General features: G+C 61.6%; 17 protein-coding genes. 11 read left to right on the forward strand and 6 right to left on the reverse strand.

Going from position 1 to position 24541, the window contains the following annotated elements; all coding sequences use genetic code 11:
* Window positions 1-202: 202 nt before the first annotated feature.
* Entirely contained in the window at window positions 203-925 is a 723-nt protein-coding gene (locus ACM6IO_RS06630) for a hypothetical protein (RefSeq protein WP_223480726.1), read from the reverse strand.
* A gap of 201 nt (window positions 926-1126) precedes the next feature.
* Here ACM6IO_RS06630 and ACM6IO_RS06635 point away from each other — a divergent pair, with 201 nt between their 5' ends.
* Window positions 1127-1381 carry a DUF1652 domain-containing protein gene (locus tag ACM6IO_RS06635; RefSeq protein WP_008027970.1) on the forward strand — a complete coding sequence of 85 codons (255 nt, stop codon included), beginning with the start codon at window positions 1127-1129 and terminating at the stop codon, window positions 1379-1381.
* Between the two features lie 50 nt (window positions 1382-1431).
* On the opposite strand, the gene ACM6IO_RS06640 is transcribed toward ACM6IO_RS06635, so the two are convergent.
* Complete coding sequence (locus ACM6IO_RS06640) at window positions 1432-1788, reverse strand: hypothetical protein (RefSeq protein WP_008039921.1); 357 nt, start codon at window positions 1786-1788, stop codon at window positions 1432-1434.
* 345 nt (window positions 1789-2133) lie between these two features.
* Between ACM6IO_RS06640 and peaA the strand changes: the two genes are divergently transcribed.
* The 4 genes from peaA to peaD all read left to right on the forward strand — a co-directional run bounded on the left by peaA (window position 2134) and on the right by peaD (window position 6694).
* Entirely contained in the window at window positions 2134-3714 is a 1581-nt protein-coding gene (gene peaA / locus ACM6IO_RS06645; protein ID WP_414911188.1) for a quinohemoprotein amine dehydrogenase subunit alpha, read from the forward strand.
* An 80-nt stretch (window positions 3715-3794) separates the two neighbouring features.
* On the forward strand, window positions 3795-5225 hold the full coding sequence (peaB, locus tag ACM6IO_RS06650) for a quinohemoprotein amine dehydrogenase maturation protein (RefSeq protein WP_008027964.1): 1431 nt from the start codon (window positions 3795-3797) through the stop codon (window positions 5223-5225).
* 1 nt (window position 5226) lies between these two features.
* Complete coding sequence (gene qhpC, locus ACM6IO_RS06655; RefSeq protein ID WP_008027961.1) at window positions 5227-5550, forward strand: quinohemoprotein amine dehydrogenase subunit gamma; 324 nt, start codon at window positions 5227-5229, stop codon at window positions 5548-5550.
* A 25-nt stretch (window positions 5551-5575) separates the two neighbouring features.
* Window positions 5576-6694, forward strand: coding sequence for a quinohemoprotein amine dehydrogenase subunit beta (peaD, locus tag ACM6IO_RS06660; protein ID WP_414911189.1), 1119 nt, complete (start codon window positions 5576-5578; stop codon window positions 6692-6694).
* A gap of 113 nt (window positions 6695-6807) precedes the next feature.
* Here the strand turns inward: peaD and ACM6IO_RS06665 are convergent, their stop codons facing one another.
* Together ACM6IO_RS06665 and ACM6IO_RS06670 are read right to left on the reverse strand one after the other, a co-directional pair.
* Complete coding sequence (locus ACM6IO_RS06665; protein ID WP_414911190.1) at window positions 6808-7209, reverse strand: lysozyme inhibitor LprI family protein; 402 nt, start codon at window positions 7207-7209, stop codon at window positions 6808-6810.
* Between the two features lie 48 nt (window positions 7210-7257).
* Complete coding sequence (locus ACM6IO_RS06670; protein ID WP_414911191.1) at window positions 7258-8181, reverse strand: ADP-ribosylglycohydrolase family protein; 924 nt, start codon at window positions 8179-8181, stop codon at window positions 7258-7260.
* A gap of 198 nt (window positions 8182-8379) precedes the next feature.
* Here ACM6IO_RS06670 and ACM6IO_RS06675 point away from each other — a divergent pair, with 198 nt between their 5' ends.
* On the forward strand, window positions 8380-8868 hold the full coding sequence (locus ACM6IO_RS06675) for an SRPBCC family protein (protein WP_008039944.1): 489 nt from the start codon (window positions 8380-8382) through the stop codon (window positions 8866-8868).
* A gap of 481 nt (window positions 8869-9349) precedes the next feature.
* Here ACM6IO_RS06675 and inhA read toward each other — a convergent pair whose 3' ends face one another.
* A complete protein-coding gene (inhA, locus tag ACM6IO_RS06680) occupies window positions 9350-10033 on the reverse strand; it encodes an isonitrile hydratase (protein ID WP_008027950.1) in 684 nt (227 codons plus the stop codon).
* Between the two features lie 90 nt (window positions 10034-10123).
* Here inhA and ACM6IO_RS06685 point away from each other — a divergent pair, with 90 nt between their 5' ends.
* Complete coding sequence (locus ACM6IO_RS06685) at window positions 10124-11116, forward strand: GlxA family transcriptional regulator (protein ID WP_223554073.1); 993 nt, start codon at window positions 10124-10126, stop codon at window positions 11114-11116.
* On the opposite strand, the gene ACM6IO_RS06690 is transcribed toward ACM6IO_RS06685, so the two are convergent.
* Window positions 11092-11481 (reverse strand): hypothetical protein, encoded by a 390-nt coding sequence (locus tag ACM6IO_RS06690; RefSeq protein WP_008027948.1) that lies wholly within the window; start codon window positions 11479-11481, stop codon window positions 11092-11094. The two genes, ACM6IO_RS06685 and ACM6IO_RS06690, sit on opposite strands and share 25 nt — an antisense overlap.
* Before the next feature lie 353 nt (window positions 11482-11834).
* Between ACM6IO_RS06690 and ACM6IO_RS06695 the strand changes: the two genes are divergently transcribed.
* From ACM6IO_RS06695 to ACM6IO_RS06710, 4 genes are all read left to right on the forward strand, one after another.
* Window positions 11835-13007, forward strand: coding sequence for an MFS transporter (locus tag ACM6IO_RS06695; protein ID WP_414911192.1), 1173 nt, complete (start codon window positions 11835-11837; stop codon window positions 13005-13007).
* Window positions 13008-13203: 196 nt separating this feature from the next.
* Window positions 13204-13938: a thioesterase II family protein gene (locus tag ACM6IO_RS06700; RefSeq protein ID WP_008032305.1), complete on the forward strand. Its 735-nt coding sequence runs from the start codon at window positions 13204-13206 to the stop codon at window positions 13936-13938.
* 238 nt (window positions 13939-14176) lie between these two features.
* Window positions 14177-23419, forward strand: a complete 9243-nt coding sequence (locus ACM6IO_RS06705; protein ID WP_414911193.1) for an amino acid adenylation domain-containing protein — start codon at window positions 14177-14179, stop codon at window positions 23417-23419.
* Between the two features lie 54 nt (window positions 23420-23473).
* The gene (locus ACM6IO_RS06710) at window positions 23474-24532 is read left to right on the forward strand and encodes a TauD/TfdA family dioxygenase (RefSeq protein ID WP_008032309.1); all 1059 of its coding nucleotides are present in this window, start codon (window positions 23474-23476) and stop codon (window positions 24530-24532) included.
* Window positions 24533-24541: the final 9 nt, after the last annotated feature.

The raw sequence follows: 24541 nt of genomic DNA on the forward strand, positions 1-24541 counted from the left end.
AGGCTTTCGCAATGGCTGTGCCAACTGTCCGGAAGGGCCGGATAGCCCTTTGGCGGCGGGCGTGGGATGAAATTTGGGGCCGTCGGGTTCCGCTATCTTGTCGCAAATCGCGACGGCGGCTGAGATTCAAGAGACGGGTTTTTCAGCTCAGGCCAACGATGTGGCCTGAGCTGATTCGGGCACTCCGCGCCTGTTGTCGGAATCAGGCCGTCACGTCGATCTTATTGCGCTCGGCCAGCATCACCGTCTCCGTCTCTCGCGTCATCCGCTCGCCTTTACTCCACAACTGGGAAGAGAAGAAGCCGTTCAGGGTTTCAGCGTTTGGCACCGAGCCTTTCTTCAAGAACAGGGCGCCCAGATCGATGGTGTTGGCGAAGTTTTCCTTGTTCAGGTTGTACCCGCCCACGTAGCTGCCGCCCCATACAGAGTCGGCGGCCACCAGGTCGATGGAGGCGTCGCGGTAACTGCTCGCTGCCGATTTCAGCGAACTGGAAGCATTCAGCAGATTGTTCAGCCGGTTCATATCGGAAGAACTGAGCTGGCCTGAACTGTTGAGGGCTTTGAGGCTTCCATCCGCTTGAATGGTGAAGCCGAATTTTTTGTCGGCGAGATCCGGATAGGCGTGGGCCAACGCTGACTGGAACTCTTCGAAGGAGTATTTCAGCGATTGATGGGCATTTTTGTGCCGCTCGGCAACCTGCGGGAAGTCAGGTGACTGGGATCGGCCGATCCAGGTCTCGATCGATTCCATGGCCGGGCTGGGTGCCGGGGTTTCATCGCCTGGATGGTAAATCGCTGCCGGATTGATGTTGACCGCTGTTTTCTGCAGGTCTTCAGTCAGCGTTTTCGCGGTCAGTGGTTGGCTGGACTGGCTGAGCTGAGCGGCCGATGGCTGGATCAAGGCTGCATTTAAAGAAATTGCCATGTCGTCATTCCCTTAACGTTTGGTGTAGCAGGTTATCGGCGCAAAGCGCGATAACTTGAGCGCCGATGACCACCCGTCGAGACGACGAGCAACCGGGTTGCGCCCTTGAGCCCCCTACTTTTGGGGAATAGAATTTTCAGGCTCGGTGGTGAAATGACGGAGCATTTCCCCTGCTATACATCTGGCGTAAGGGAGGTTGCGATGTTCCTTTCAACCCTGGAAATTCAAAGCATCATCGAACACAGTTTTCTACCCGCCGTCTGCACCTGCAACATGGAAGCGGACCAGTCCATGACGATCCGGGTCTGTGACTGCATGACGGGCAAAGTGGACCTGATCGCCACCCACGTTCCGGTGTGGACACTGGACAGTCCCCATGCCATCGCCACGCTGGTGGCGGACATGCGCCAGGAAATCGAGGCGCACAAGAGCATTCATCCCACCTATTCCATCTGAACCGGCGACAAGCCGCACCGTTGAAGGCCGGTGCGGCTCGCGTCAGGCAATCAGGCTGCTATTTTCCGGGAAATCTCGTCGAACGTGTTGCTATCAACGGCGGCCAGCAGCTTTTTGTCGTCTTTCAGCGTTGCCAGAAAGGTCACTTCGGTTTCTTTTCCGGCCAGCATGAAACCGGCAATCGCGCCGATGGGCCCCAGCAGCATGGCGCCGGCGACGCCAAAGCCGATGGCGTCCTTGATGTTGTTGATCGACTCTTCGTTGGCGACTTCCACGCTTTTGAACGAGGAGAGTGGCAGGGTGATGCCGGGCCATGGGTGAAGCGACGTTCTCAAGGTGAAAACGCCGTCTCTGTACTCTCCGTCACCCTGCAGAAAGTCCCCCGCCAGGACAGTGATGTTTGCCATTTCGTTATCCCCTGAACGGCAATTGGTGAACAACCATTTCGCCCCCGCACGGGACTGTCGTCAATCGCCGGGCGATGAGCTGTCCCGGTTAAGGCATCTATGCTTGTCTCAGACTGCAACAACTGTCGCGATATTAGACGCACGCGCTCTCGATCAAGCATGGCCAATCGCATTCAACTTCACGCAAACGCTTGATAAAAAAGGTAATCGGCAAGCTGGCACGCTCCGTGTATTGCTCATCGCAGACGTTTCTCTTGCCTCCGTCTGCGGTGCGCCGCCGGCGGCAGAAACCATAAAAACGATAAGCCACAAAAATAAGAAAGCACCGTGCGAGGTTCGACGTTGATGAAGAGAAAACTCCGATCAGGCCTGAGCGTCAGTCTGCTGGCCGTGGCCGCGTGTGTGGCGCTGCATTCGCCTGACAGCCTGGCAGCCCGCGACGCCCAGACCATCCTCAAGGAAACCTGTCAGGGCTGTCACACCCCTGAAGCCGAAAACACCCTGAGCCGCATCAGCCACCAGCGCAAGACCCCGGAAGGCTGGCTGATGAGCATCGCCCGGATGCAGACCATGCATGGTTTGCAGATCAGCGATGACGACCGCCGTACGCTGGTCAAATACCTGGCCGACACCCAGGGTCTGGCGCCGAGCGAGACGGACGGCGTGCGTTACGCGCTGGAGCGTCGACTCAATACCGTCGAGAAGTTCGACGACCAGACCAGCCAGATGTGCGGTCGCTGCCACTCCGGTGCGCGGGTCGCCTTGCAACGGCGTCCGGCCCAGGAATGGGAGCGCCTGGTGAGTTTCCACCTCGGTCAATGGCCGTCCCTCGAATACCAGGCGTTGGCCCGCGACCGCGACTGGTTCGACATTGCCCGCAAAGACATGGTGCCGCTGTTGGCCAAGCGTTATCCGCTGGACAACCCGGCCTGGAAAAAATGGCTGAGCGCAGCACCCAAAGCCGAAGCGTTTGCCGGTGACTGGAGCTTCAGCGGCCACTTGCCGGGCAAAGGTGAACTGGCCGGGGTGATGAGCGTGACCGCCGCTGGCGACGACACCTTCAAGGTCAGCGTCAAAGGCCAATACGCCGACGGCACGCCGTTCAATGGCGACGGCAGTGCGATTCTCTACACCGGCTACGAATGGCGCGGCAACGTGACCATCGACGGCGTGACCATGCGCCAGGTGTTCGCCGCCCAAGGCAATGCGATGCAAGGCCGGATGTTCGAGGCCGAGCACGATGAACGGGGTCTGGACTTCGTCGCGGCCAAGCAGGGCAGCAGTCGTTTGCTCGCGGTGCAGCCGGGTTACCTCAAGGCCGGCAGCGAGTCTGAAGTGACCCTGGTCGGCAGCGGTCTCAGCGGTAAGCCGAACTTCGGCAAAGGCGTGGAAGTGGTCGAAGTGCTGGAGCAAAGTCCGCAGCGTATGCGCGTCAAGCTCAAGGCAGCCGCCAATGCCCAACCGGGGCTGCGCAACGTCACCGTCGGCACGCTGAAAGGCCCGACCCTGTCGGTCTACAGCAAAATCGCCGAAGTCAAAGTCGTGCCCGAGTTCTCGGTGGCGCGGATCGGCGAGGGCGGTGGTTCGACGCCGAAAGTCCAGGGCCGTTTTGACGCCGAAGCCTGGGGCAAGGGCGCTGACGGCAAACCGTATCGCATCGGCGTGTTCCCGGCGCAATGGAAAGTCGAAGCCTTCGACGACCGCGCCAAGGAAGATGAAGACGTCAAGTTCGCCGGCACCATGCAGGCTGACAGCGGCGTGTTCACACCGGGCGATGCCGGGCCGAACCCGCAACGCAAAATGTCCACCAACAATGCCGGCAACCTCAAGGTGATCGCCGCCGTCGACGACGCAGGGAAATCCCTGACCGGCGAGGGCCACATGATCGTCACCGTGCAACGCTGGAACAATCCACCCATTCCATGAGTTGGCTGACCGTTAACCGTTTCAGACACTTTTTGGAATGACCGCAGGCCTCGTAAAAGAGGTCTGCACAGGAGGTTGCAATGGGCGCTATTTTGAATCTGGTCGAGCGGAATCTGCACGAAGTGCACGTCGATGCCGACCGCATGCTGTTCCACATTCCCAGCAGTTCGCTGTTCGCCAGCGATGAGCTGACGGGCACCATCATCGACACCTTGCGCGGTCCAGGCTGTTCGTCGGACGACCTGATCCAGCGCCTGGCCGCACGTTTCAACGGCGAAGAAATCACCGAGACCCTGCGCGAGCTGATCTCGCTGGAACTGGTCAGCGACGGTTCGCCGCTGACCCCGGACATCGGCACCAAACGGGTCGAGCGCACCGCGATCAATACCGTGGTGCTCAACGTCAACACCGGCTGCAACCTGAGCTGCACCTACTGCTACAAGGAAGACCTCGACAAGCCGTCGGCGGGCAAGAAAATGGACGTTGAAACGGCGATTGCGTCAGTGGAAATGCTGCTGCGCGAATCCCCGGATGAAGAGCGTTTCACCGTGGTGTTCTTCGGCGGCGAACCGTTGAGCAATCGCAAGCTGATCGAGTACATGGTCGATTACTGTGAGAAGCGTTTTCGCGAAGCCGGCAAGTTCGTCGAGTTCGTGATGACCACCAACGCCACGCTGCTCACCGAAGAAACCGTGGACTACCTCAACGCCCACCGTTTCGGGCTCTCCGTCAGTATCGACGGGCCGAAAACCGTGCACGACCGCAACCGCATCACCGTGGGCGGGCAGGGCACGTACGACGTGGTGCGGCGCAAGGCCGAGATGCTGCTGTCGCGGTACAACAGCCGTCCGGTTGGCGCGCGAGTGACGTTGACCACCGGCGTTACCGACGTCGAAACCATCTGGGATCACTTGTTCAACGAGCTGGGGTTTGCCGAAGTCGGCTTTGCTCCGGTGACTTCCGGCGACATCAGCAGCTTCAACCTCACCAGTGATGAACTGGTGCAGGTGTTCGCCAACATGAAGGCGCTCGGTCGGCGTTATCTGGAAGCGGCGCTGGAGCACCGCAACATCGGCTTCTCCAACCTTCACCAGTTGATCACCGACATCCACGAAGGCCACAAAAAAGCCCTGCCGTGCGGCGCGGGCCTGAAGATGCTGGCGGTGGATCACAAGGGCGAACTGAACCTGTGCCACCGTTTCACCGGCTCGTCGTTGCCGACCTTCGGCAACGTGCACAGCGGGGTGAAACAGGTGGAGTTGAACGACTTCCTGTCCCAGCGTCTCGACCGTACCAACACCGGCTGCGAAGACTGCCAGATCCGCAACCTCTGCTCCGGCGGCTGCTACCACGAGAGTTACGCCCGTTACGGCGACCCGACCCACCCGACCTATCACTACTGCGAACTGATGCGTGACTGGGTCGACTTCGGCATCGAGGTCTACACCCGGATCATGGCCAACAACCCTGCGTTTATCAGCAGCTACATCACTCCGCGCAAGGCTCACTGATATGAAACATCTCAAGGCAATCAATAACAAAGCGTTGAAACTCGATGAAGCCGCGGCCGAGAACCGCATCGAAGAAGTGGTGGCGATGAGCTCTGTGGCGGGCTGCGCCTCGACCACCGACCCAGGCTGGGAAATCGATGCGTTTGGCGGTGTGTCGTCGCTGTGCCAGCCGATGGAAGCCGACCTTTATGGCTGCTCCGACCCTTGCTGGTGGCCGGCCCAGGTGCCGGACATGATGAGCACCTACCCGGACTGGAACAAGGATGCCCAGGCGTCCAACGACAACTGGCGCAACCTTGGCACTGTCTTCCCTAAAGACAAGTGATCGGACAGACAAGAAGGATTCCAGCATGCCTAGCATCAAAGCCTGCGGCCTGGCCGCGTTTGCCGTCCTGAGCACCTGTTCGCTCACTGTTCTGGCCGATGAAAACACTGCTCTGCAAGACGGTCACGAGTACATGTTGACCACCAATTACCCGAACAACCTGCACGTGATCGACCTGGCCACGGATACGCTGTTCAAGACCTGCAAGATGCCCGACGCCTTTGGTCCGGGCACTGTTCAGCTGTCGCCGGACCGCAAGACCGCCTACGTGCTGAACAATCACTACGCGGATGTCTACGGCGTCGAGCTGGACAGCTGCAAACAGGTGTTCCACGCCAGCATCACCCAAAAGCCGGGGGAGAAAGCGAAGTCGATGTTCGCCTTCACCCTCAGTCATGACGGCAAGGAGCTGTTCACCGTTGCCAACCCGACGTTGATGCTCAATGACCGCTACGAAGTTCAGCAGCCGCGACTGGATGTCTACGCCACCGACGCCGGCATGGATGCCAAACCCGTGCGCAGTTTTCCGGCGCCACGGCAGCTGACCATCATGCAGAGTGGCGACGACGGTACGCTTTATGTCGCCGGGGCGGACGTCTACAAGGTCGATGTGAAAACCGGCAAGTTCGACGTGTTGATCCCCAGTCGTCACTGGAAACGGACGAACTACAGCGCGCCGGACGTGCTTTATGTGTGGAACCAGCAGACCTATCGCCATGACTTCTCGCTGCTCTACACCGCGGCAAAGTTCAAGGACAAGAAGCAGGATCCGTTGACCGCCGAGTACCTGTACGGGCTGTTCAGCATCGACCTGAAAACCGGCAAGACCGAAACCACCGACTTCGGCCCGCTGACGGAAATCTACTTCAGCGGCATGCGCTCGCCGAAGGACCCGAACCTGATGTTCGGCGTGCTCAATCGCCTGGCGAAGTACGACATCAAGGAAAAGAAAATGCTCCAGGCGGCGACGCTGGATCATTCCTACTACTGCATTTCCTTCAACAAGGACGGCAGCAAGATCTACCTGGCGGGGACGTTTAACGATGTGGCGATTTTTGATGCCGACAGCCTGAAACAGGTGGGCAGCATCAAGTTGCCGGGTGGGGATATGGCGATTACCACGGCGCAGATATTTGTCCGGTAGTTGCGGCGTCTGAAAGGACGCCTTCGCGGGCAAGCCTCGCTCCTACGGGTTTCGGTGATTCCTTGTAGGAGCGAGGCTTGCCCGCGAAGAGGCCATGGAAAACGCTAGAGAACTTACTGCCCCGGCACCGGGCAACTCAAATCCCCCTCCTGGCACTTCAAGTAAGTTTTGAAAGCCTCCACCCGAGCCTTGGTCAGGTCGGTGATGCAATTGCTGTAAATCAACGGATAAACACTCCCGCCCTCAACCCCGGACGCCGAAAATTTGCACTCGGCATCCCGGAACCCGATCCACGCCCGTTGCGCGCCAATCAACTGCTTCTTGCTCTCGGGGCTGGCCTTCAAGCGCGCGGTGATCTGCTGGTAAAGCGCATTCAACTCCTTGTCCGCCGCCTTGTTCTGCTGCGCCGCGCATTGATTCATCGTGGCCTGGTCGGTGGCGTTGTCGCAATCGACGGCATGGGCAACGGTGGTGAACAGCAACGGCGTCAGCGCCAGGAGCACGCGTGGGTTCATGGGAAACTCGCTGTGACAGGAAAAGAAGAGGTGCAGTGTAGCGAAGCCTCATTCACTTGCTGTGTCAGCGGCTGAAGCCTTGAGCAATTGATCCGCGCAAGCCTCGATGTCTTCGCGTAGGTACAACTTCGCCAGCCAACGTTCGGGAATGGCCTGGACACCGTAGAAAGCGCCGGCCAACTGACCGACGATAGCGGCGGTGGTATCGGCGTCATCGCCCAGGTTGGCGGCCGTCAGGATGGCGGCTTCGAAGCTGTCGGTGCGATGAAAACACCACAGCGCGGCTTCGAGGGAGGCCACGCAATAACCGCTGCCACGGATAGCGCTTTCGGGTTTGTCGAAGTAATCGCCGCGGGCGATGGCGGCGACCTTTGGCTCCAGGAAGGTCGTGGCCGGCAAGCGGAGTAAATCCGCTTTGGCCGCGCCCTGTAACGCGTTACTTGTCAGCTCGGCGAACAACTGGCAGCACTCAACGGCTTCAGGCACGGCGTGTGTCGTACGGGAACTGTGAGCGGAGAACTCGCTGATCCGGTTACGGTCGGGAAAATAGTACAAAACCACCGGCACCAGCCGCATCAACGAACCGTTCCCTGCCGTATAGGGATCGGTTGAGCCCGCGAAGGGTTCGCCGGTTTGCTGATACCGGGCCAAAGCCTCGCTCACCGTCATGCCGATGTCGAAGCATTCCCCGGTCGAACTCATGTAACCCTGTTGCCACCAATTGAGGTAGCGCCCCATCTGGTCGGCGGCATCGAAGCCGTTTTTGCTCAGCAGGCTTTCGGCCAGGCACAACGCCATTGAGGTGTCATCGGTCCATTGCCCGGGTTTCAGGTTGAAAGGGCCGCCGCCCACCATGTCGGTCAGGGGGCTGAACGAGCCGCGTGGCTGAAACTCGACCGTGGTGCCGACGGCATCACCGCAGGCCAGGCCCAGCAGGGCGCCGCGATAACGTTCCGTGAGTGAGGGCTGCATGAGTCTTCCTTGTCCGGTCAATGTCGTCCCTGCAAACGGTAGCAGCTCCCGCCCGATGACTCTTGTTCTCCGCGCCGAACTTTGGCCCGGATGTGCGGCCGAATATTTCAGGCAGGTTGATTGAGAGGCCCGATTGGTACAACTTTAGGGTTGGACTTGTGGTCACACAGGCCTACTGTTCAGTACAGGAGGTGACTTATGAACCCAGCATCAGATCGCATCGAAAGGAAGATCCTGCTTAAAGCCCCGCGCTCGCAGGTCTGGCGTGTGCTGGCCCATGCCGAAGCGTTCGGGCAATGGTTTGGCGTGGCATTGGAAGGCAAGCGTTTTGTCGCCGGTGAGTGGACTCAGGGGCAGGTCACGTACCCCGGTTATGAGCACGTTTTGTGGAATGTGCTGGTGGAGCGGGTCGAGCCGGAGCGAGTGTTTTCGTTTCGCTGGCACCCCTACGCGGTGCGCGCGGATGTCGACTATTCCCAGGAACCCACCACGCTGGTGAAGTTCGAACTGGAGGACCACCCTGAAGGTACGTTGCTCAAGGTGTCCGAGTCCGGTTTCGATCACATCCCCCAGACACGCCGCGAAAAGGCTTTCCGCATGGACAGCAGGGGCTGGGAGGAACAGATGAACAACATTGAACAGTTTTTGGCTGAAACCGCCAAAGCCCGGGTGAGACAGGAAGAATGATCACCATGGCGCAGACCCTACCCGTCGTAGCTCCGCTGCAGGCCGCGAAACTCGCGGCTTGAGCGCTCGATACCTGAGGCGTCTAAGGGTTTTCGGAAGGGCTGGTATAGCGAATGTCTTACACGCGATGGTAGCTATGTCGTCTATTGCATATTGGATCCGATGCGTAATCTAGCCACATCAACTGAAGCACAGGAAGCGCTTCAGGATCACGGATGATCGACCATCAGCAAGGATTCGCTACCGACAGGGAGTCGACAATGGTCTTGGGAAAAACCCGCCTCTGGCGGGTTTTTTTTCGCCCGTAGAAAAGTGATTCAGCCATTACGGACATCTACTGTAGGAGCCGGCTTGCTGGCGATGGCGTGCGTTCAGGCGATAAATCTGTTGACTGACCCACCGCCATCGCCAGCAAGCCGGCTCCTACAATTCATCCCCGTCGTACACAGAGTATGAGCGAACCTGAACCCACATTGATTACCTACAAGCCGAGATTTGCTGCGGCCCGTTCAGTGATCAGCGTCCGCTGCTGCAACGATGGCGCCGTACGCCGATGAGCCTCTGCCAAAACACTCTGAGGCGCTGATTCCGGGCTGCCAGATTCGAACGGCGGTGCCGGCGCGTACTCCAGCTGCAATTGCACCAATTGCGCCGTGTCCTTATCGAACAATTCAGCCGCCAGGGTCAGGGCAAAGTCGATCCCGGCGGTGATCCCGCCACCAGTCAGCAGATTGCCATCGCGCACCACCCGATCCTTCACCGGGATTGCACCCAACGGTCCAAGCAACTCGTGATACGCCCAGTGAGTCGTGGCGCGCTTACCCTTGAGCAAACCTGCCGCGCCGAGTACCAGCGCGCCGGTGCACACCGAAGTGACATACCGCGCATTGGCCGCCTGCGCCTTGATGAACGCCAACGTCTGCTCATCCTCCATCAATGGCCCGACACCGCTGCCGCCGGGTACGCAGATCACATCCAGCGCCGGGCAATCATCGAAAGTGGTGGTGGGCTTGAGCACCAGGCCGGTGCTCGCGGTGACCGGCATCAGGTCTTTCCAGATCAAATGCACCTTCACGTCCGGCAGCGAGGCGAGCACGTCGTAAGGGCCGGTCAGGTCCAGTTGCTGAACCTGCGGGAACAACAGAAAACCGATCTGCAACGTCATGGTGTTTTTCTCGTGAAGTGGGTGGACGGCTTCACTGTAGGCTCGTAGGATTTGGCGTATACGCCAATTACCCCACGAATTACGCCAAGTATGCCCAAGTCTATTCATGTGCTCGCCTTCACCAACGTGCAACTGCTCGACGTCACCGGGCCGCTGCAGGTGTTCGCCTCGGCCAATGACATTGCCCGCCAGAAAGGCTTGCCGCCGCCTTACGCGCCGACGGTGATTGCCAGCGGCGGCGGGGCGGTGACGTCGTCGGCGGGCTTGGCGCTGGTGGCCGAACCGTTGCCCGGGCAGGGCAGCGACACCCTGATCATTGCCGGCGGCTGGGGCGTTTATGCGGCGGCGGAGGATGAGGCGCTGGTGGCCTGGGTGCGTGAACATGCGGCGGGGTGTCGGCGGGTGTCATCGGTGTGTACCGGGGCGTTTTTGCTGGCGGCCAGCGGTTGGCTCGATGGCCGGCGGGTGGTCACTCACTGGACCCGTTGCGAACAGCTGGCGCAAAAACACCCGCGCTTGCGTGTCGAACCCAATCCAATCTTTATCAATGACGGCCCGGTCTGGACCTCGGCCGGCGTCACTGCCGGCATCGACCTCGCGCTGGCCATGGTCGAAGAGGACCTCGGTCGCACCATGGCGCTGGAAGTGGCGCAGCAGTTGGTGGTGTTTTTGAAGCGTCCGGGCGGTCAATCACAATTCAGCGTGACCCTGTCGTTGCAAAAGGAAGGCAACCGCTTCGACGATCTTCACGCCTGGATCAGCGAAAACCTCACCATGGACCTGGGCGTTCCGACCCTCGCCTTGCAGGCTGGCATGAGTGAACGCAGCTTCGTCCGTCACTACCGCGCCGACACCGGCCAGACACCCGCGCGGGCCATCGAACTGATTCGGGTCGAGACGGCGCGGCGGTTACTCAGCGATACCGGCGTGCCGATCAAACGGGTCGCGGTGCAGTGCGGGTTTGGCAGCGAAGAGACGTTGCGGCGCAGCTTCCTGCGGGCGATGGGCGTGACGCCGCAAGCGTATCGGGAGCGGTTTTCAGTGAGTTCCGAGGCAGATCAGACTTCCGTTTCCATGACCTGATTGAAGTACTTCGCCCGATCCGGCGTAAACGTCACCACCATCCCGGTTCGCGAGCAGGTCAATGCCCGCTCTTCAGCCAGGTCCACGTCCAGGTCTTCCCCGCGCAAACCTTGCCACTGGGCGAGGTATTTGAGGGATCCGTACTTTTCGAGTTTCTTCAGGCTGCGGCTGACGCCCCCTTTCCAGCCCAGCACCGGTAGCTCGCCGGCCAGGCATTGTTGGGCCATTTCGGGAAAACGGGCGGCGCGTTGGCGGCCGATTTCCCAGCATTTGATCAGGCCTTTGTCGGGGCCTTCCCACAGTTCATCGCGGTTCAGGCCGGATCGGAGTGGGGTGTCGATGCTGCGGTAGATGCGCTGGCTCATTCAGGTTCCTTGAATTCGGGTTTTGTTGGACAGCTCCGCTGTACCCGTTGAGGAGGGATGTTAGGTGGGGATGTAATGATCGGCAACAAACGATTTTTCGGGGGCGGTGCGGTTTTGTTTAGTGCTTGTAGGTGTGTGGGCCACAGAGCCTTAGTGTTTTAGCAGGCGGACCGAGTTAACGTTCATCGCCAGCAAGCCGGCTCCTACAGTGGACCGAGTCCTTCCAGAAGAAACGCGATCAACTGTAGGAGCCGGCTTGCTGGCGATAGGGCCTTCACATTCAACCAACATTTCGCCGCTTCCACCTTAAGCGGCCATATGGCAACTTGCAGGCCCTTGTCGAGAGCCGAGCCATGGCCAACCCCTACCGCGAACTGTTCAAAGCCCCGGGCAGCCGAGCCTTTGTGCTGGCCGGGATGATCGCGCGCATGCCGATTTCCATGACCGGCATCGGCCTGATCACCATGCTCTCGCAGCTGCAAGGCGGCTACGGACTGGCCGGTGCGGTGGCGGCGACGTTTGCCTTGGCCACGGCGTTTTGCGCGCCGCAGGTTTCGCGGCTGGTGGACCGGTTCGGACAGCGTCGCATCTTGCCGGTGTCGGCACTGATCGGTGGCGGCGCGCTGTTGCTGGTGTTGTTGTGCACGCGTTTGCAGGCGCCGCAATGGACGCTGTTTGTGTTTGCCGCGCTGGCCGGTTGCATGCCGAGCATGTCGGCGATGGTGCGGGCGCGCTGGACCGAGGTCTATCGCGGCCAGCCGCAACTGCAAACCGCGTACGCCCTGGAGTCGGTGCTCGACGAAGTCTGTTTTATTGTCGGGCCGCCGCTGTCGGTAGGCTTGTGCGTGGTGGTGTTCCCCGAAGCAGGGCCGTTGGCGGCACTGCTGATGCTGGCGATTGGCGTCACGGCGTTCGTCCTGCAACGGGACACCGAACCGGCGATACATCCCCATGAAGAACACCATCAGAGCTCGATCATTCGTTCCAGCGAAATTCAGTTGCTGATGCTGTTGATGGTCGCCATGGGCACCATTGTCGGCGTGGTGGATGTGGTCAGCGTGGCCTTCGCCCAGCATCAAGGGCAACCGGCGGCGGCGAGCATTGTGTTGTCGGTGTATGCCATCGGTTCATGCCTGGCCGGTTTGGCGTTCGGCGCGTTGCGCTCGAAAGTGCCGCTGCCGCGACTGTTTCTGTACGGCGGGGTGGCGACGGCGGTGACCACGTTGCCGTTGCTGCTGGCGACCAATATTGTCGGGTTGGCGCTGGCGGTGTTCGTCGCGGGTCTGTCTTTTGCGCCGACGCTAATTGTCGCCATGGCATTGGTGGAACGCATCGTGCCGCCGGCCAAACTCACCGAAGGCCTGACCTGGCTGGTGACGGGGATGAGCATCGGCGTGGCGATTGGCGCGGCCAGTTCGGGTTGGCTGGTGGATGCGTTTGGCGCGCGCAGCGGGTTTTGGGTGGCGATTGCGGCGGGGGCGGTGGTGCTTGGTTCCGCGGTCCCAACCTATCGCCACCTTAGGTAAGTATTCATTCAGTGACTTCTCGCTGTCTTCTTCGCGGGCAAGCCTCGCTCCTACAGGATTTGCGTCGTGCGCAGAAAGCGTGAACTGCGCAAATCCTGTAGGAGCGAGGCTTGCCCGCGAAGGCGTCATCACCGTCGACTAATTCCCGGCGGACCTCATCCGTTCTCCTTACAGACAACTTTTCGAGGTAAGCCCGGTGACCCAGCTGACATTGCTGTGCCTGCCCTATTCAGGCGCGAGCGCCATGGTTTACAGCCGCTGGCGGCGCAAACTGCCGGAGTGGCTCAAGCTGCAGCCGGTGGAGCTGCCGGGCCGTGGCGCGCGGTTCGGCGAACCGTTGCACACCGACATGCGGCGCCTGGCGCTGCAACTCGCCCAGGAACAGAAAGCCACGCTCAAGGCGCCGTACGCCCTGTTCGGCCACAGTCTCGGCGCGTTGCTGGCCTGTGAAATGGCCCATGCCTTGCGCTCGCTGGGTTGCCCGGAGCCGGTGGCGCTGTTCGCCTCGGGCACCGCTGCACCGACGATGCGGGCTGATTACGATCAGGGTTTCGCCGATCCGAAAACCGATGCCGAGCTGATCGAGCAACTGCGTACCCTCAATGGCACCAGCGAAGAAGTGCTGGCCAATGAAGAGCTGATGAGCCTGACACTGCCGATCCTGCGCGCGGACTTCCTGCTGTGCGGCCGTTTCGAGCCGATCCAGCGTCCGTTGCTGAAATGCCCGGTGCACGTGCTCGGCGGCAAAGAGGATCGCGCAACCACCGAACAGCTGATCGGCTGGAGCAAGGAAACCCACGGCAGTTTTTCCGTGGACATGCTGGCCGGCGGTCACTTCTTCATCCATGAGCACGAAGCCAAGGTGCTGCGCGTGATCAAGGACCAGCTCGACGTCCACCATCGCCGGCACGCCATGGCCGCGACTGCCTGACACGGTCAAATGTGGGAGCGGGCTTGCTCGCGAAAGCGGTTCATCATTCAACATTGATGTTGGCTGACCCAACGCTTTCGCGAGCAAGCCCGCTCCCACATTGTTTTGTGGCGCTTCACATCCGGCGATATACCTCCCTCCTGACACTTATTCTCATTCGCTAATTTTTCCGGTCTGCATTCGTTTTATAGGGACGACGTGCCTTTGTGCTTCCCGCCACTGATCCGGATGCTTAGAAATGAATGCTGATGACTCCTTGAAACTTGCTCGCCGGTTTATCGGGTTGCCCCTGGAAAAGCGCCAGATGTTCCTTGCGGCCTTGCAAAAGGAAGGCATTGATTTCGCCCGGTTCCCCATTCCTGCCGGCGTCGAGGCCGAGGATCGCCAGGCGCTGTCGTATGCCCAGCAGCGCATGTGGTTTCTGTGGCAACTGGACGCGCAAAGTGGCGCCTACAACCTGCCGGGCGCGGTGCGTTTGACCGGAGCGTTGAACCTGTCGGCGCTGGAACAAGCCTTCGTCAGCCTCGTGGAACGTCACGAAACCCTGCGCACGGTGTTCCAGCGCCAGGCCGACGACACCTTGCTGCAAGTGCCGGCCAGCGCGCCGCTGATCATCAAGCACGTGGACTTCAGCGCCTTGCCGGAAACGGAGCGCGAACGTGCCGTCGCCCAATCGGCCGAACAGCAATCGGTACTGCCCTTCGATTTGTCCATCGGCCCGCTGCTGCGGGTGACCTTGCTCAAACTCGCCGAGCAGGAACACGTCCTGCTGCTGACCCTGCACCACATCGTCTCCGACGGCTGGTCGATGAACGTGCTGATCGACGAGTTCATCCGCTGCTACGACGCCTTCGAGGCCGGTGCACAACCGCAACTCGCGCCGCTGCCGATCCAGTACAGCGACTACGCCTTGTGGCAACGCCGCTGGCTGGAGGCGGGCGAGCAAGCGCGCCAACTCGATTACTGGCAAGCGCAACTCGGCGATGAGCACCCGGTGCTGGAGTTGCCCACCGACCACTCGCGCCCGGCGATGCCGAGCTATCGCGGCACGCGCTACGAATTCGCCGTCGACACGCAACTGGCCGAGCAACTGCGCGCCACCGCGCAGAAACACAACATCACCCTGTTCATGCTGTTGCTCGGGGCGTTCAACGCATTGTTGCATCGCTACACCGGACAGACCGATATCCGTGTCGGCGTGCCGATTGCCAACCGCAACCGAGCGGAAATCGAAGGCCTGATCGGCTTCTTCGTCAACACCCAAGTGCTGCGCACCCGGCTCGATGGCCACACCCGCGTTGACGATCTGCTGCGCGCCATCAAGGAGACCGCGCTCGGTGCCCAGGCCCATCAGGATTTGCCGTTCGAGCGTCTGGTCGAAGCGCTGAAACTGGAACGCAGCCTCAGCCACACGCCGCTGTTTCAGGTGATGTACAACCACCAGCCGCAGGTCGCGGACATGTCCAGCATCAGCACCGCGTCCGGCCTGGTGCTGGGCGCGATCGAGTGGGAAGGGCGCACCACGCAGTTCGACCTGATCCTCGACACCTATGAAAAGAGCGGCAAGCTGCACGCCGCGCTGACCTACGCCAGCGACCTGTTCGACGCACCGACCATCACGCGCATGGCGCAGCACTGGACGCGGTTGTTGCAGGCAATGGTGATCGACACACATCAGCGGGTCGGCGAGCTGCCGATGCTGGCGGCGGATGAACAACAGGTGCTGGTGCATGACTGGAACCGCACCGCCGAAACCTATCCCGTCGAGCAATGCATTCATGAACTGATCCACGCCCAGGCCCTGCGCACACCCGAGGCTCCGGCGCTGGTGTTTGGCGACCGTCAGCTGACTTATGCACAGCTCGATGCGCGCACCAGTCAATTGGCGCATTACCTGCGCGAGCAGGGTGTCGGTCCCGATGTGCTGGTGGGGATTGCCGTTGAGCGTTCGCTGGAAATGGTCATTGGCCTATTGGCGATTCTCAAGGCCGGCGGTGCTTACGTGCCGCTCGATCCGGAATACCCGGCGGAACGCCTGGCCTACATGATCGAAGACAGTGCAATTGGCGTGTTGCTGACCCAAAGCTCCTTGGTTGACTCGTTGCCGACCGAGGGCATCAAGCTCATCGCACTGGATCAGGACGAGGACTGGCTGGCCGGTTACAGCGAAAATTGCCCGCAGGTGTCGGTGAATCCGCTGAACCTGGCCTATGTGATTTACACCTCCGGTTCCACCGGCAGACCCAAGGGCGCCGGCAACAGCCATGCGGCGCTGGTCAACCGTTTGTGCTGGATGCAACAGGCGTACGGGCTGGACGGCAGCGACTCGGTGTTGCAGAAAACCCCGTTCAGTTTTGATGTGTCGGTCTGGGAGTTCTTCTGGCCGTTGATGACCGGTGCCCGTCTGGTGGTGGCACCGCCGGGAGCGCATCGCGAGCCGGCGCGGTTGATCGGCCTCATCGGCGAGTTCGGCATCAGCACCTTGCACTTCGTGCCGTCGATGCTTCAGGCGTTTATCCACGAACCGGGCGTAGAAGCCTGCACCAGCCTCAAACGCATCGCGTGCAGCGGTGAAGCCCTGCCGCTGGATGCCCAGCTTCAGGTGTTCGCCAAACTGCCGGGCGCCGGATTGTTCAATCTGTACGGGCCGACCGAAGCGGCCATCGACGTGACCCACTGGACGTGCGTTGACGAGGGGGCCGACAGCGTGCCCATCGGCCGGCCGATTGCCAACCTGCGCACCCACGTTCTGGACGCGCAGTTGCTGCCGGTGCCGGCAGGCGTGGCGGGGGAGTTGTACCTGGGCGGCGCCGGCCTGGCGCGCAGTTATCACCGGCGTCCGGGGCTGACGGCCGAGCGGTTTGTGCCGTGCCCGTTCCATGACGGCGCACGCCTGTACCGCACCGGCGACCGCGTGCGCCAGCGTGCCGACGGGGTGATCGAGTACCTCGGCCGCCTCGACCATCAAGTGAAACTGCGCGGCCTGCGTATCGAACTGGGGGAAATCGAAACCCGCCTGATGCAGCATCCGCTGGTGCGCGAGGCGGTGGTCCTGGTGCAGGGCGGCAAACATCTGGTGGCGTACCTGGTGCTGGAAAACGCCGAGGCGCAGTGGCCGGAAACCCTCAAGGGCTGGCTGCTCAATAGCCTGCCGGAATACATGGTGCCCACTTACCTGATGCCGCTCGATGCCTTGCCGGTGACCGCCAACGGCAAACTGGACCGCAAGGCCCTGCCGCAACCGGACGCGGCGCCGCAACAGGCGTTCGTCGCGCCGCAAGATGCGATGCAGATGGCATTGGCGCAGATCTGGCAGGACGTCCTGGGCCTGGAACGTGTGGGCCTCGAAGACAACTTCTTCGAACTGGGCGGTGACTCGATCATCTCCATTCAAGTGGTCAGCCGCGCCCGTCAGGCCGGCATCCGTCTCAGCCCGCGCGACCTGTTTCAGTACCAGACCGTGCGCAGCCTGGCGCTGGTGGCGGCATTCGACAGCCGCAGTGCCATCGACCAAGGACCGGTCAGCGGCGAAGTGCTGCTGACCCCGGCGCAACACTACTTCTTCGAACAGGCCATCGCGCAACCGCAACACTGGAACCAGTCCTTGCTGTTGACGCCGCGCGAGGCGCTGAACCCGCAAGCACTGGAAGCCGCGCTGGTTGCGCTGATTAACCATCACGATGCCTTGCGCCTGCGGTTTGCCGCGAGCGTCGATGGCTGGCAGCAGTCTCATGGACCACAGGTCGAAACGACCGGATTGTGGCAGCGGCACGCGGCGTCGACCGAGGCGTTGACGGCCCTGTGCGACGAAGCACAACGCAGCCTCGATCTGGCCGATGGGCCGTTAATGCGCGCGCTGCTGGTCAGCCTCGACGATGGCACGCAACGCCTGCTGCTGGCGGTCCACCATCTGGCGGTGGACGGCGTGTCCTGGCGGGTGCTGCTCGAAGACCTCCAGCAGGCCTATGCGCAATTGGCGGGTGGCAGCGCCGCGACGTTGCCGGACAAAACCAGCGCTTATCAACACTGGGCCAGACACCTGCAAGCGCATGCCCACACGCTGTATCAACAACTGCCTTACTGGCAGGCACAACACACCGATGCCTGCGACCTGCCGTGTGAAAATCCGCTGGGCAGCTTGCAGCATCGCTATGGCCAAAAAATCGAATCGAAGCTCGACGCCGGGTTGACGCGGCAGTTGTTGCAAACGGCGCCGGCGGCCTATCGCACTCAGGTCAACGACCTGCTGCTGACCGCGCTGGCGCGGGTGATCTGCCGTTGGACCGGGCACAACTCGACGCTGATCCAGCTCGAAGGCCATGGCCGTGAAGACCTGTTCGACGACCTCGACCTGACGCGCACCGTGGGCTGGTTCACCAGCCTGTTCCCGGTGCGCCTGCAACCTCACGCGCAAACGGCAAACACGATCAAGGCGATCAAGGAACAACTGCGCGCCATCCCCGACAAAGGCCTGGGATATGGCCTGCTGCGTTACCTCGGCGAACCGGCCCAGCGTGAAGCGTTGCAAGGGTTACCGGCGCCACGGATCACCTTCAACTACCTCGGCCAGTTCGACCGCCAGTTCGATGAAGACGCACTGTTTGTACCCGCAGCGGAAAGCGGCGGTCAGGCCCAGGGTGACGATGCGCCGTTGGCCAACTGGCTGACGCTGGAAAGCCAGGTCTATGGCGGTCAACTCTCGCTGCAATGGGGCTTCAGTCGCGACATGTTCGCCGACAGCACCGTTCAAAAACTGGCCGACGCCTACACCGAAGAACTCACCGCACTGATCGAACACTGCTGCGCCACGCCAGCGGGGCAGGTCACGCCGTCAGACTTCCCGTTGGCACGGATCAATCAGGCGCAGCTGGACGCCTTGCCCGTTGCCGCCCCGGCCATCGAAGACATTTATCCGTTGACGCCGATGCAGCAGGGCATGCTGTTCCACACCTTGTATGAGCCGCAGGCCGAGGCTTACATCAACCAACTGCGCCTGGATATCCAGGGGCTGGAACTGGCGGCCTTCGGTCGGGCGTGGCAGGCGGCGATCAACCGTCACGACATTCTGCGCAGCAGCTTCCACTGGTTGGGCCTGGAAGCTGCGCATCAGGTGATTCATCGCCAGATCGACCTGCAATTGCAGGTGATCGAAGCGGCCGATATCGACCTCGATGCACTGGCCGCCGAGGAGCGCAGCCGTGGTTTCGAACTCAGTGCCGCGCCGCTGTTCCGCCTGATGCTGGTGCGCCAGAGCAGCGACGCCTGGCACCTGATCTACACCAGTCATCACATCCTCATGGACGGCTGGAGCAACGCGCAGTTGCTCGGCGAGGTAATTCAGCATTACGCCGGGCAGGCACTGGCCAAACCTTTGGGGCAATACCGCGACTACCTCGGCTGGATTCAGCAGCAGCCACCGGCGGCGGGCGAACAGTTCTGGAAACAGGCGCTGGCCGCGCTCGAAACCCCAACCTTGCTGGCGCACGCCTTGCCGACGCCGGTCGAAGGGCGCGGCATGGGCGAGCATCACCTGACGCTCGAAAGCGCCGCGATGCAGCGTCTGGCAGAGTTTGCCCGGCAGCAGAAAATCACCCTCAACACCTTGTTGCAGGGCGCGTGGGGTCTGCTGTTGCAGCGCTATACCGGTCAATCGTGCGTGGCCTTCGGCGCGACGATTGCCGGGCGATCCGCACCGTTGCCGGGTATCGAGCAACAGTTGGGTCTGTTCATCAACACCTTGCCGATCATTGCCACGCCGTCGTCCGCGCAACCGGTCAGCCAATGGCTCAATGAACTGCAAGCGCTGAACCTGAGCCTGCGCGAGTTCGAGCATGTGCCGCTCTACGACATTCAGGGCTGGGCCGGGCAGCAGGGCAACGCGCTGTTCGACAGCTTGCTGGTGTTCGAAAACTTCCCGGTGGCCGAAGCGCTGAAGCAAGGTGCACCGGCGGGCCTGACCTTCGGCGCATTGCGCAATCACGAAATCACCAGCTACCCGCTGACCCTCGGCATCGAAGTCGGCGCCAGCCTGCGTCTGGAATTCAGTTTCGACCGGGCCTTGTTCAGCGCTGCGCAGATCGAGCGTTTGAGTGCGAACCTGCTGCATGTGCTGGAGCAGTTCGTTGCGCAGCCGCAGCAAGTGCTGGGCGCCGTCAGTCTGTTGGATGCGAAGCAAACAGCGCAGGTATTGCTGGGTTCGCGTCCCGCCGCGCCGCTGCTGGACAGTCCGCTGTTGGCGCATCAGCGTTTCGAGCAGCAAGCGGCCCGCACGCCCGATGCGTGGGCCGTGATCGTCGGCGACGAGCGACTGACTTATGCACAGCTCAACGCCCAGGCCAACCAGCTCGCCCATCGCCTGCGCGAACACGGTGTGGCGCCGGGACAACGGGTCGGCCTGTCGGTGCGGCGCAATGCGCAGATGATCGTCAGCCTCATGGCCATCCTCAAGTCCGGTGCCGGTTACGTGCCGCTGGACCCGGACTACCCGGCCGAACGCCTGGCCTACATGATCGAAGACAGCGGCATGGACCTGCTGCTGGCGCAACCGGAGCTGCTGACCGATGTCGCGCTGCCCGAAGGCTTGCCGCGCCTGGCGCTGACGACGGCGTCGCTGGCCGGCTATTCCACGGCCAACCCGGTCAACCTCGCGTGTGCCGAAGACCTCGCGTACCTGATTTACACCTCCGGTTCCACCGGGCGGCCGAAAGGCGTGTGCCTGGCCCACGCCGCGCTGCGCGAGTTTTGCGTGATTGCGGCGGACTATTCGCAACTCAGCGCCGACGACCGCGTGCTGCAATTCGCCACGTTCAGCTTCGACGGCTTTGTCGAGCAGTGCTACCCGCCACTGTGCGTGGGCGCGGCGCTGGTGTTGCGCGGCGATGAGCTGTGGGACACCGACACCTTGTACCGACAGATCATCGAACAGGGCGTGACCCTGGCGGACTTGCCAGCGGCCTATTGGTATTTGCTTGCCCAGGAATGGGCCGCGCAGCCTCAGCGCGACAAAGGTCGGTTGCGGCAGGTTCATGTCGGTGGCGAAGCCATGTCGCTGGAAGGCTTGAAGCTCTGGCATGCCGCCGGTCTCGGCGACGTACGTCTGCTCAACACCTACGGGCCGACCGAAGCCACGGTGGTTTCCAGCACCCACCTGTGCACCTTGGCCGATACGCAAAACCTGATCGGCGTGCCGATTGGCCGCGCCTTGCCCGGTCGGGCGTTGTATGTGCTGGACACCGAGGGCCATCTGCTGCCAACCGGTTGCGTGGGCGAGTTGTGCATCGGCGGTGATGCCGGCATTGCCCAGCACTATCACCAGCGTCCGGGTTTGAGTGCCGAACGCTTTATCGCCGATCCGTTTTCCACCACGCCGGGTGCACGCTTGTACCGCAGCGGCGACCTGGCGCGGTATCGCGAGGACGGCGCGCTGGAGTACCTGGGACGCATCGACCATCAGGTGAAAATTCGCGGTTTCCGCGTTGAACTCGGTGAACTGGAAGCGCACCTGCAAGGCTTGCCGATGATCAGCGAAGCCGCAGTGCTGGTGCACGAAAGTGTCGGTGGCAAGCAACTGATCGGTTATGTGGTGCCGGTGTTGCCGAACGCCGATTCCCGTCAACTCACCGAAACCGTGCGCCAGGCGTTGGGCGAGCGTCTGCCGGACTACATGCTCCCGGCGCAATTGGTGGTGATGAGCGCATTGCCGCTCAACCGCAACGGCAAACTCGACCGCGCGGCGCTGCCGGCACCCGAAGTCTGGGAAGCCGTGGCCGGCACCGCACCGCAAGGTGAGCTTGAGATTGAACTGGCGCTGATCTGGCAGCAGGTGTTGCAGGTTGCCCGTGTCGATCGCGAAAACAGCTTCTTCGAGTTGGGCGGTCATTCGTTGCTGGCCACGCAGATCGTTTCGCAGATTCGTCAGCGTCTGGGCTTGTCGGTGAGTCTGCGCAGTCTGTTCGAACACCCGCGCCTGCAGGATTTCGCGGCTCAGGTGCAAGGCCTGCGGCACGCCGCCAATGTCTGCGAGCGCCCGGCGCTGGTGGCGGACCACTCCGGCGAACGCCAGCCGTTGTCCTTCGCCCAGCAGCGGTTGTGGTTCCTGTGGAACCTCGAACCCGACAGCTCGATGTACAACATGCCCGGCGCCTTGCGGTTGCGCGGCGCGTTGAACCTGTCGGCGTTGCAGCAAACCTTCGAAACCCTGGTGCAACGCCACGCCGTGTTGCGCACCACGTTCTATGAGGAAGACGGCCAGGCCTGGCAGCGGGTACACGCCGAACTGCCGCTGGATTTCGCCATCAGCGACCTGCGGCATTTGCCGGCCCCGGACGTCGAAGCCGCGCAACGGGCCCGTGAAGAAGTCGCCCGGCCGTTCGATCTGCGCAACGGGCCATTGCTGCGTGTGCGGGTGTTGCAGGTCGCGGATCAGGAACATGTGCTGCTGCTGACGGTGCACCACATCGCGGCGGATGACTGGTCGTTCCGGATTCTGATCAATGAATTCGTGACGTTGTATCCGACCCTCAACCGGGGTGGTGTCGCGCAGTTGCCGGAGCACAGCGTGCAATACGCCGACTTCGCCAAATGGCAGCGTCAGTGGCTGGAGCAGGGCGGCGAGCTGCAACGTCAGCTCGATTACTGGCAGGCGCGCCTCGGCCAGCCGCAAGCCGTGCTGGAGCTGCCGGGCGACGGCGATCAGCGTCAGGCGCAGGAGGGCACCAGCCAACATTTCACCTTGAATTCGACCTTGAGTCAGCAGTTGCGCGACTTCGCTCAACAGCGTGGATTGTCGCTGTTCATGGTGCTATTGGCCGGCTTCACCCTGGTGTTGCGTCAGCGCACCGAGGTCGGTCGCGTGCGCATCGGCACCGATATCGCCAACCGAAATCAAGTTGAGCTTGAACAAATGGTCGGCTTCTTCGTTAACCAATTAGTGCTGCAAGTGGAGGTCGATGCCGACCAGGCTGCCGGGCAACTTTTGCAAGCCTGTCGCCGTGCGGTTCTGGAGGCTTCGGACCATCAGGACCTGCCGTTCGAGCGATTGGTGGAAGCGTTGCGCTTGCCGCGTCGGGCCGGGCGTTCGCCGTTGTTCGACATCAAGTTGATCTATCAGGAAGGCGTCGGTCGCTTGCCCTCCATGGACGGCTTGTTGGTCGAGGACTTCCCGTCGGGCCGGCAAGCCGCCGAGATCGGCATGGTCGCTGCGTTCTACAACGAGGCCGAACACATTCACCTGAGTTTCGAAACACCCGCCGGGCAGTACTTGCCGAGCACGCTGCAAAGCCTGTTCGAACAAATCGAGGCGGTACTGCAAGCGTTGTTGCGCGCCGACGAGCTGACGGTCAGCGATCTGCTGGAACTGGCCACCGAGGTGCAGCGCCGTGCCGATGCGCGATTGAACGAGCAGCGCAAGGCATTGCTGGGCGGGCCCATGGCGATCAAGCGTCGTCGCGGCACGCCGGCAACGCAAGGCGCGGCGGACTGATTCATTGCGGCGGCGCCAACCGGGCGCCGCCGTCATCATTTTCTGGAGGGGTTTATGACTGTTTCAACCACCAAGTCCATTCCCAAAATCGGCCGCGGTGCGCGCAAGAGCCTGTCCACCGACCCGACCCGGCTGGTGAGTTTTGCGCCGATGTTCGACGGTGCCAGCATGCCGCTGGTGTGTCGCCCGGCAGTGCCTGGTGTGAGCCTGGTGGAATGGGCGACGGAGAATCGCGCCCTGATCGAAAGCAAGCTGCTTGATCACGCGGTGATTCTGTTCCGTGGCTTCCAGGTGGCCGACATCGCCGAATTCAACCGCTGCGTGGCGGCGATTTCCGACGGTGCCCTGGAGTACCTGTTCCGCGCCTCGCCACGGACCCAGATCACCGGTCAGTTCAAAATCTACAGCTCCACCGATTACCCGGCGGCGGAGAAAATCTTCCCGCACAACGAGCATTCCTATTCGCCGGTGTTCCCGCGTCACCTGTACTTCTACTGCGACACGCCCTCGACCACCGGCGGCGAAACACCGTTCGGCGACACCCGCGAAATCCTCGCGCGGATCGACCCGGCCGTGCGCGAAGAGTTTCAGCGTAAACGCATCATGTACGTGCGCAACTACGGCGACGGCATGGGGCTGCCATGGCAGACCGTGTTCCAGAGCGAAGATCGCGGCGAAGTCGAAGCCTACTGCGCCAAGATCGGCATTCAGGCCGAGTGGAAGTCCGGCAATCGTCTGCGCACCCGGCAAAACGGCCCGGCCATCGTGCGCCATCCGCTGACGGGCGAGCGCATCTGGTTCAACCACGGCACCTTCTTCAACGCGCTGACCCTGCCGGACAGCATCCGCGACAACCTGCTGCGTGAATTCGGCCCGCTGGACCTGCCGCAAAACACCTTCTTCGGCGACGGCTCGGCCATCCCCGATGACGTGATCCGCCACCTGCAAGGCATCTACCGCGACGTGATGGTCGAGTTCGCCTGGGAGAAGGGCGACGTGGTCCTGCTGGACAACATCCTCAGCGTGCATGCGCGCAACGAATTCACTGGCTACAGAAAAATCCTCACGGCCATGGCCATCGCGCAGAAAAGCGCCGACCTGGATCAGGAATAAGGACCCTCG

This window comes from Pseudomonas sp. IT-P44 (assembly GCF_949768225.1).
Lineage (GTDB): Bacteria > Pseudomonadota > Gammaproteobacteria > Pseudomonadales > Pseudomonadaceae > Aquipseudomonas > Aquipseudomonas migulae.

Excerpts from the sequence above, each read along its gene's own strand:
- peaD (WP_414911189.1), top strand. The coding sequence starts at position 5,576 with ATGCCTAGCATCAAAGCCTGCGGCCTGGCCGCGTTTGCCGTCCTGAGC.
- qhpC (WP_008027961.1), top strand. The coding sequence starts at position 5,227 with ATGAAACATCTCAAGGCAATCAATAACAAAGCGTTGAAACTCGATGAA.
- ACM6IO_RS06665 (WP_414911190.1), bottom strand. The coding sequence starts at position 7,209 with ATGAACCCACGCGTGCTCCTGGCGCTGACGCCGTTGCTGTTCACCACC.
- ACM6IO_RS06675 (WP_008039944.1), top strand. The coding sequence starts at position 8,380 with ATGAACCCAGCATCAGATCGCATCGAAAGGAAGATCCTGCTTAAAGCC.
- ACM6IO_RS06635 (WP_008027970.1), top strand. The coding sequence starts at position 1,127 with ATGTTCCTTTCAACCCTGGAAATTCAAAGCATCATCGAACACAGTTTT.
- inhA (WP_008027950.1), bottom strand. The coding sequence starts at position 10,033 with ATGACGTTGCAGATCGGTTTTCTGTTGTTCCCGCAGGTTCAGCAACTG.
- ACM6IO_RS06710 (WP_008032309.1), top strand. The coding sequence starts at position 23,474 with ATGACTGTTTCAACCACCAAGTCCATTCCCAAAATCGGCCGCGGTGCG.
- ACM6IO_RS06685 (WP_223554073.1), top strand. The coding sequence starts at position 10,124 with ATGCCCAAGTCTATTCATGTGCTCGCCTTCACCAACGTGCAACTGCTC.
- peaB (WP_008027964.1), top strand. The coding sequence starts at position 3,795 with ATGGGCGCTATTTTGAATCTGGTCGAGCGGAATCTGCACGAAGTGCAC.
- ACM6IO_RS06690 (WP_008027948.1), bottom strand. The coding sequence starts at position 11,481 with ATGAGCCAGCGCATCTACCGCAGCATCGACACCCCACTCCGATCCGGC.
- ACM6IO_RS06705 (WP_414911193.1), top strand. The coding sequence starts at position 14,177 with ATGAATGCTGATGACTCCTTGAAACTTGCTCGCCGGTTTATCGGGTTG.
- ACM6IO_RS06630 (WP_223480726.1), bottom strand. The coding sequence starts at position 925 with ATGGCAATTTCTTTAAATGCAGCCTTGATCCAGCCATCGGCCGCTCAG.
- ACM6IO_RS06640 (WP_008039921.1), bottom strand. The coding sequence starts at position 1,788 with ATGGCAAACATCACTGTCCTGGCGGGGGACTTTCTGCAGGGTGACGGA.
- peaA (WP_414911188.1), top strand. The coding sequence starts at position 2,134 with ATGAAGAGAAAACTCCGATCAGGCCTGAGCGTCAGTCTGCTGGCCGTG.
- ACM6IO_RS06670 (WP_414911191.1), bottom strand. The coding sequence starts at position 8,181 with ATGCAGCCCTCACTCACGGAACGTTATCGCGGCGCCCTGCTGGGCCTG.
- ACM6IO_RS06695 (WP_414911192.1), top strand. The coding sequence starts at position 11,835 with ATGGCCAACCCCTACCGCGAACTGTTCAAAGCCCCGGGCAGCCGAGCC.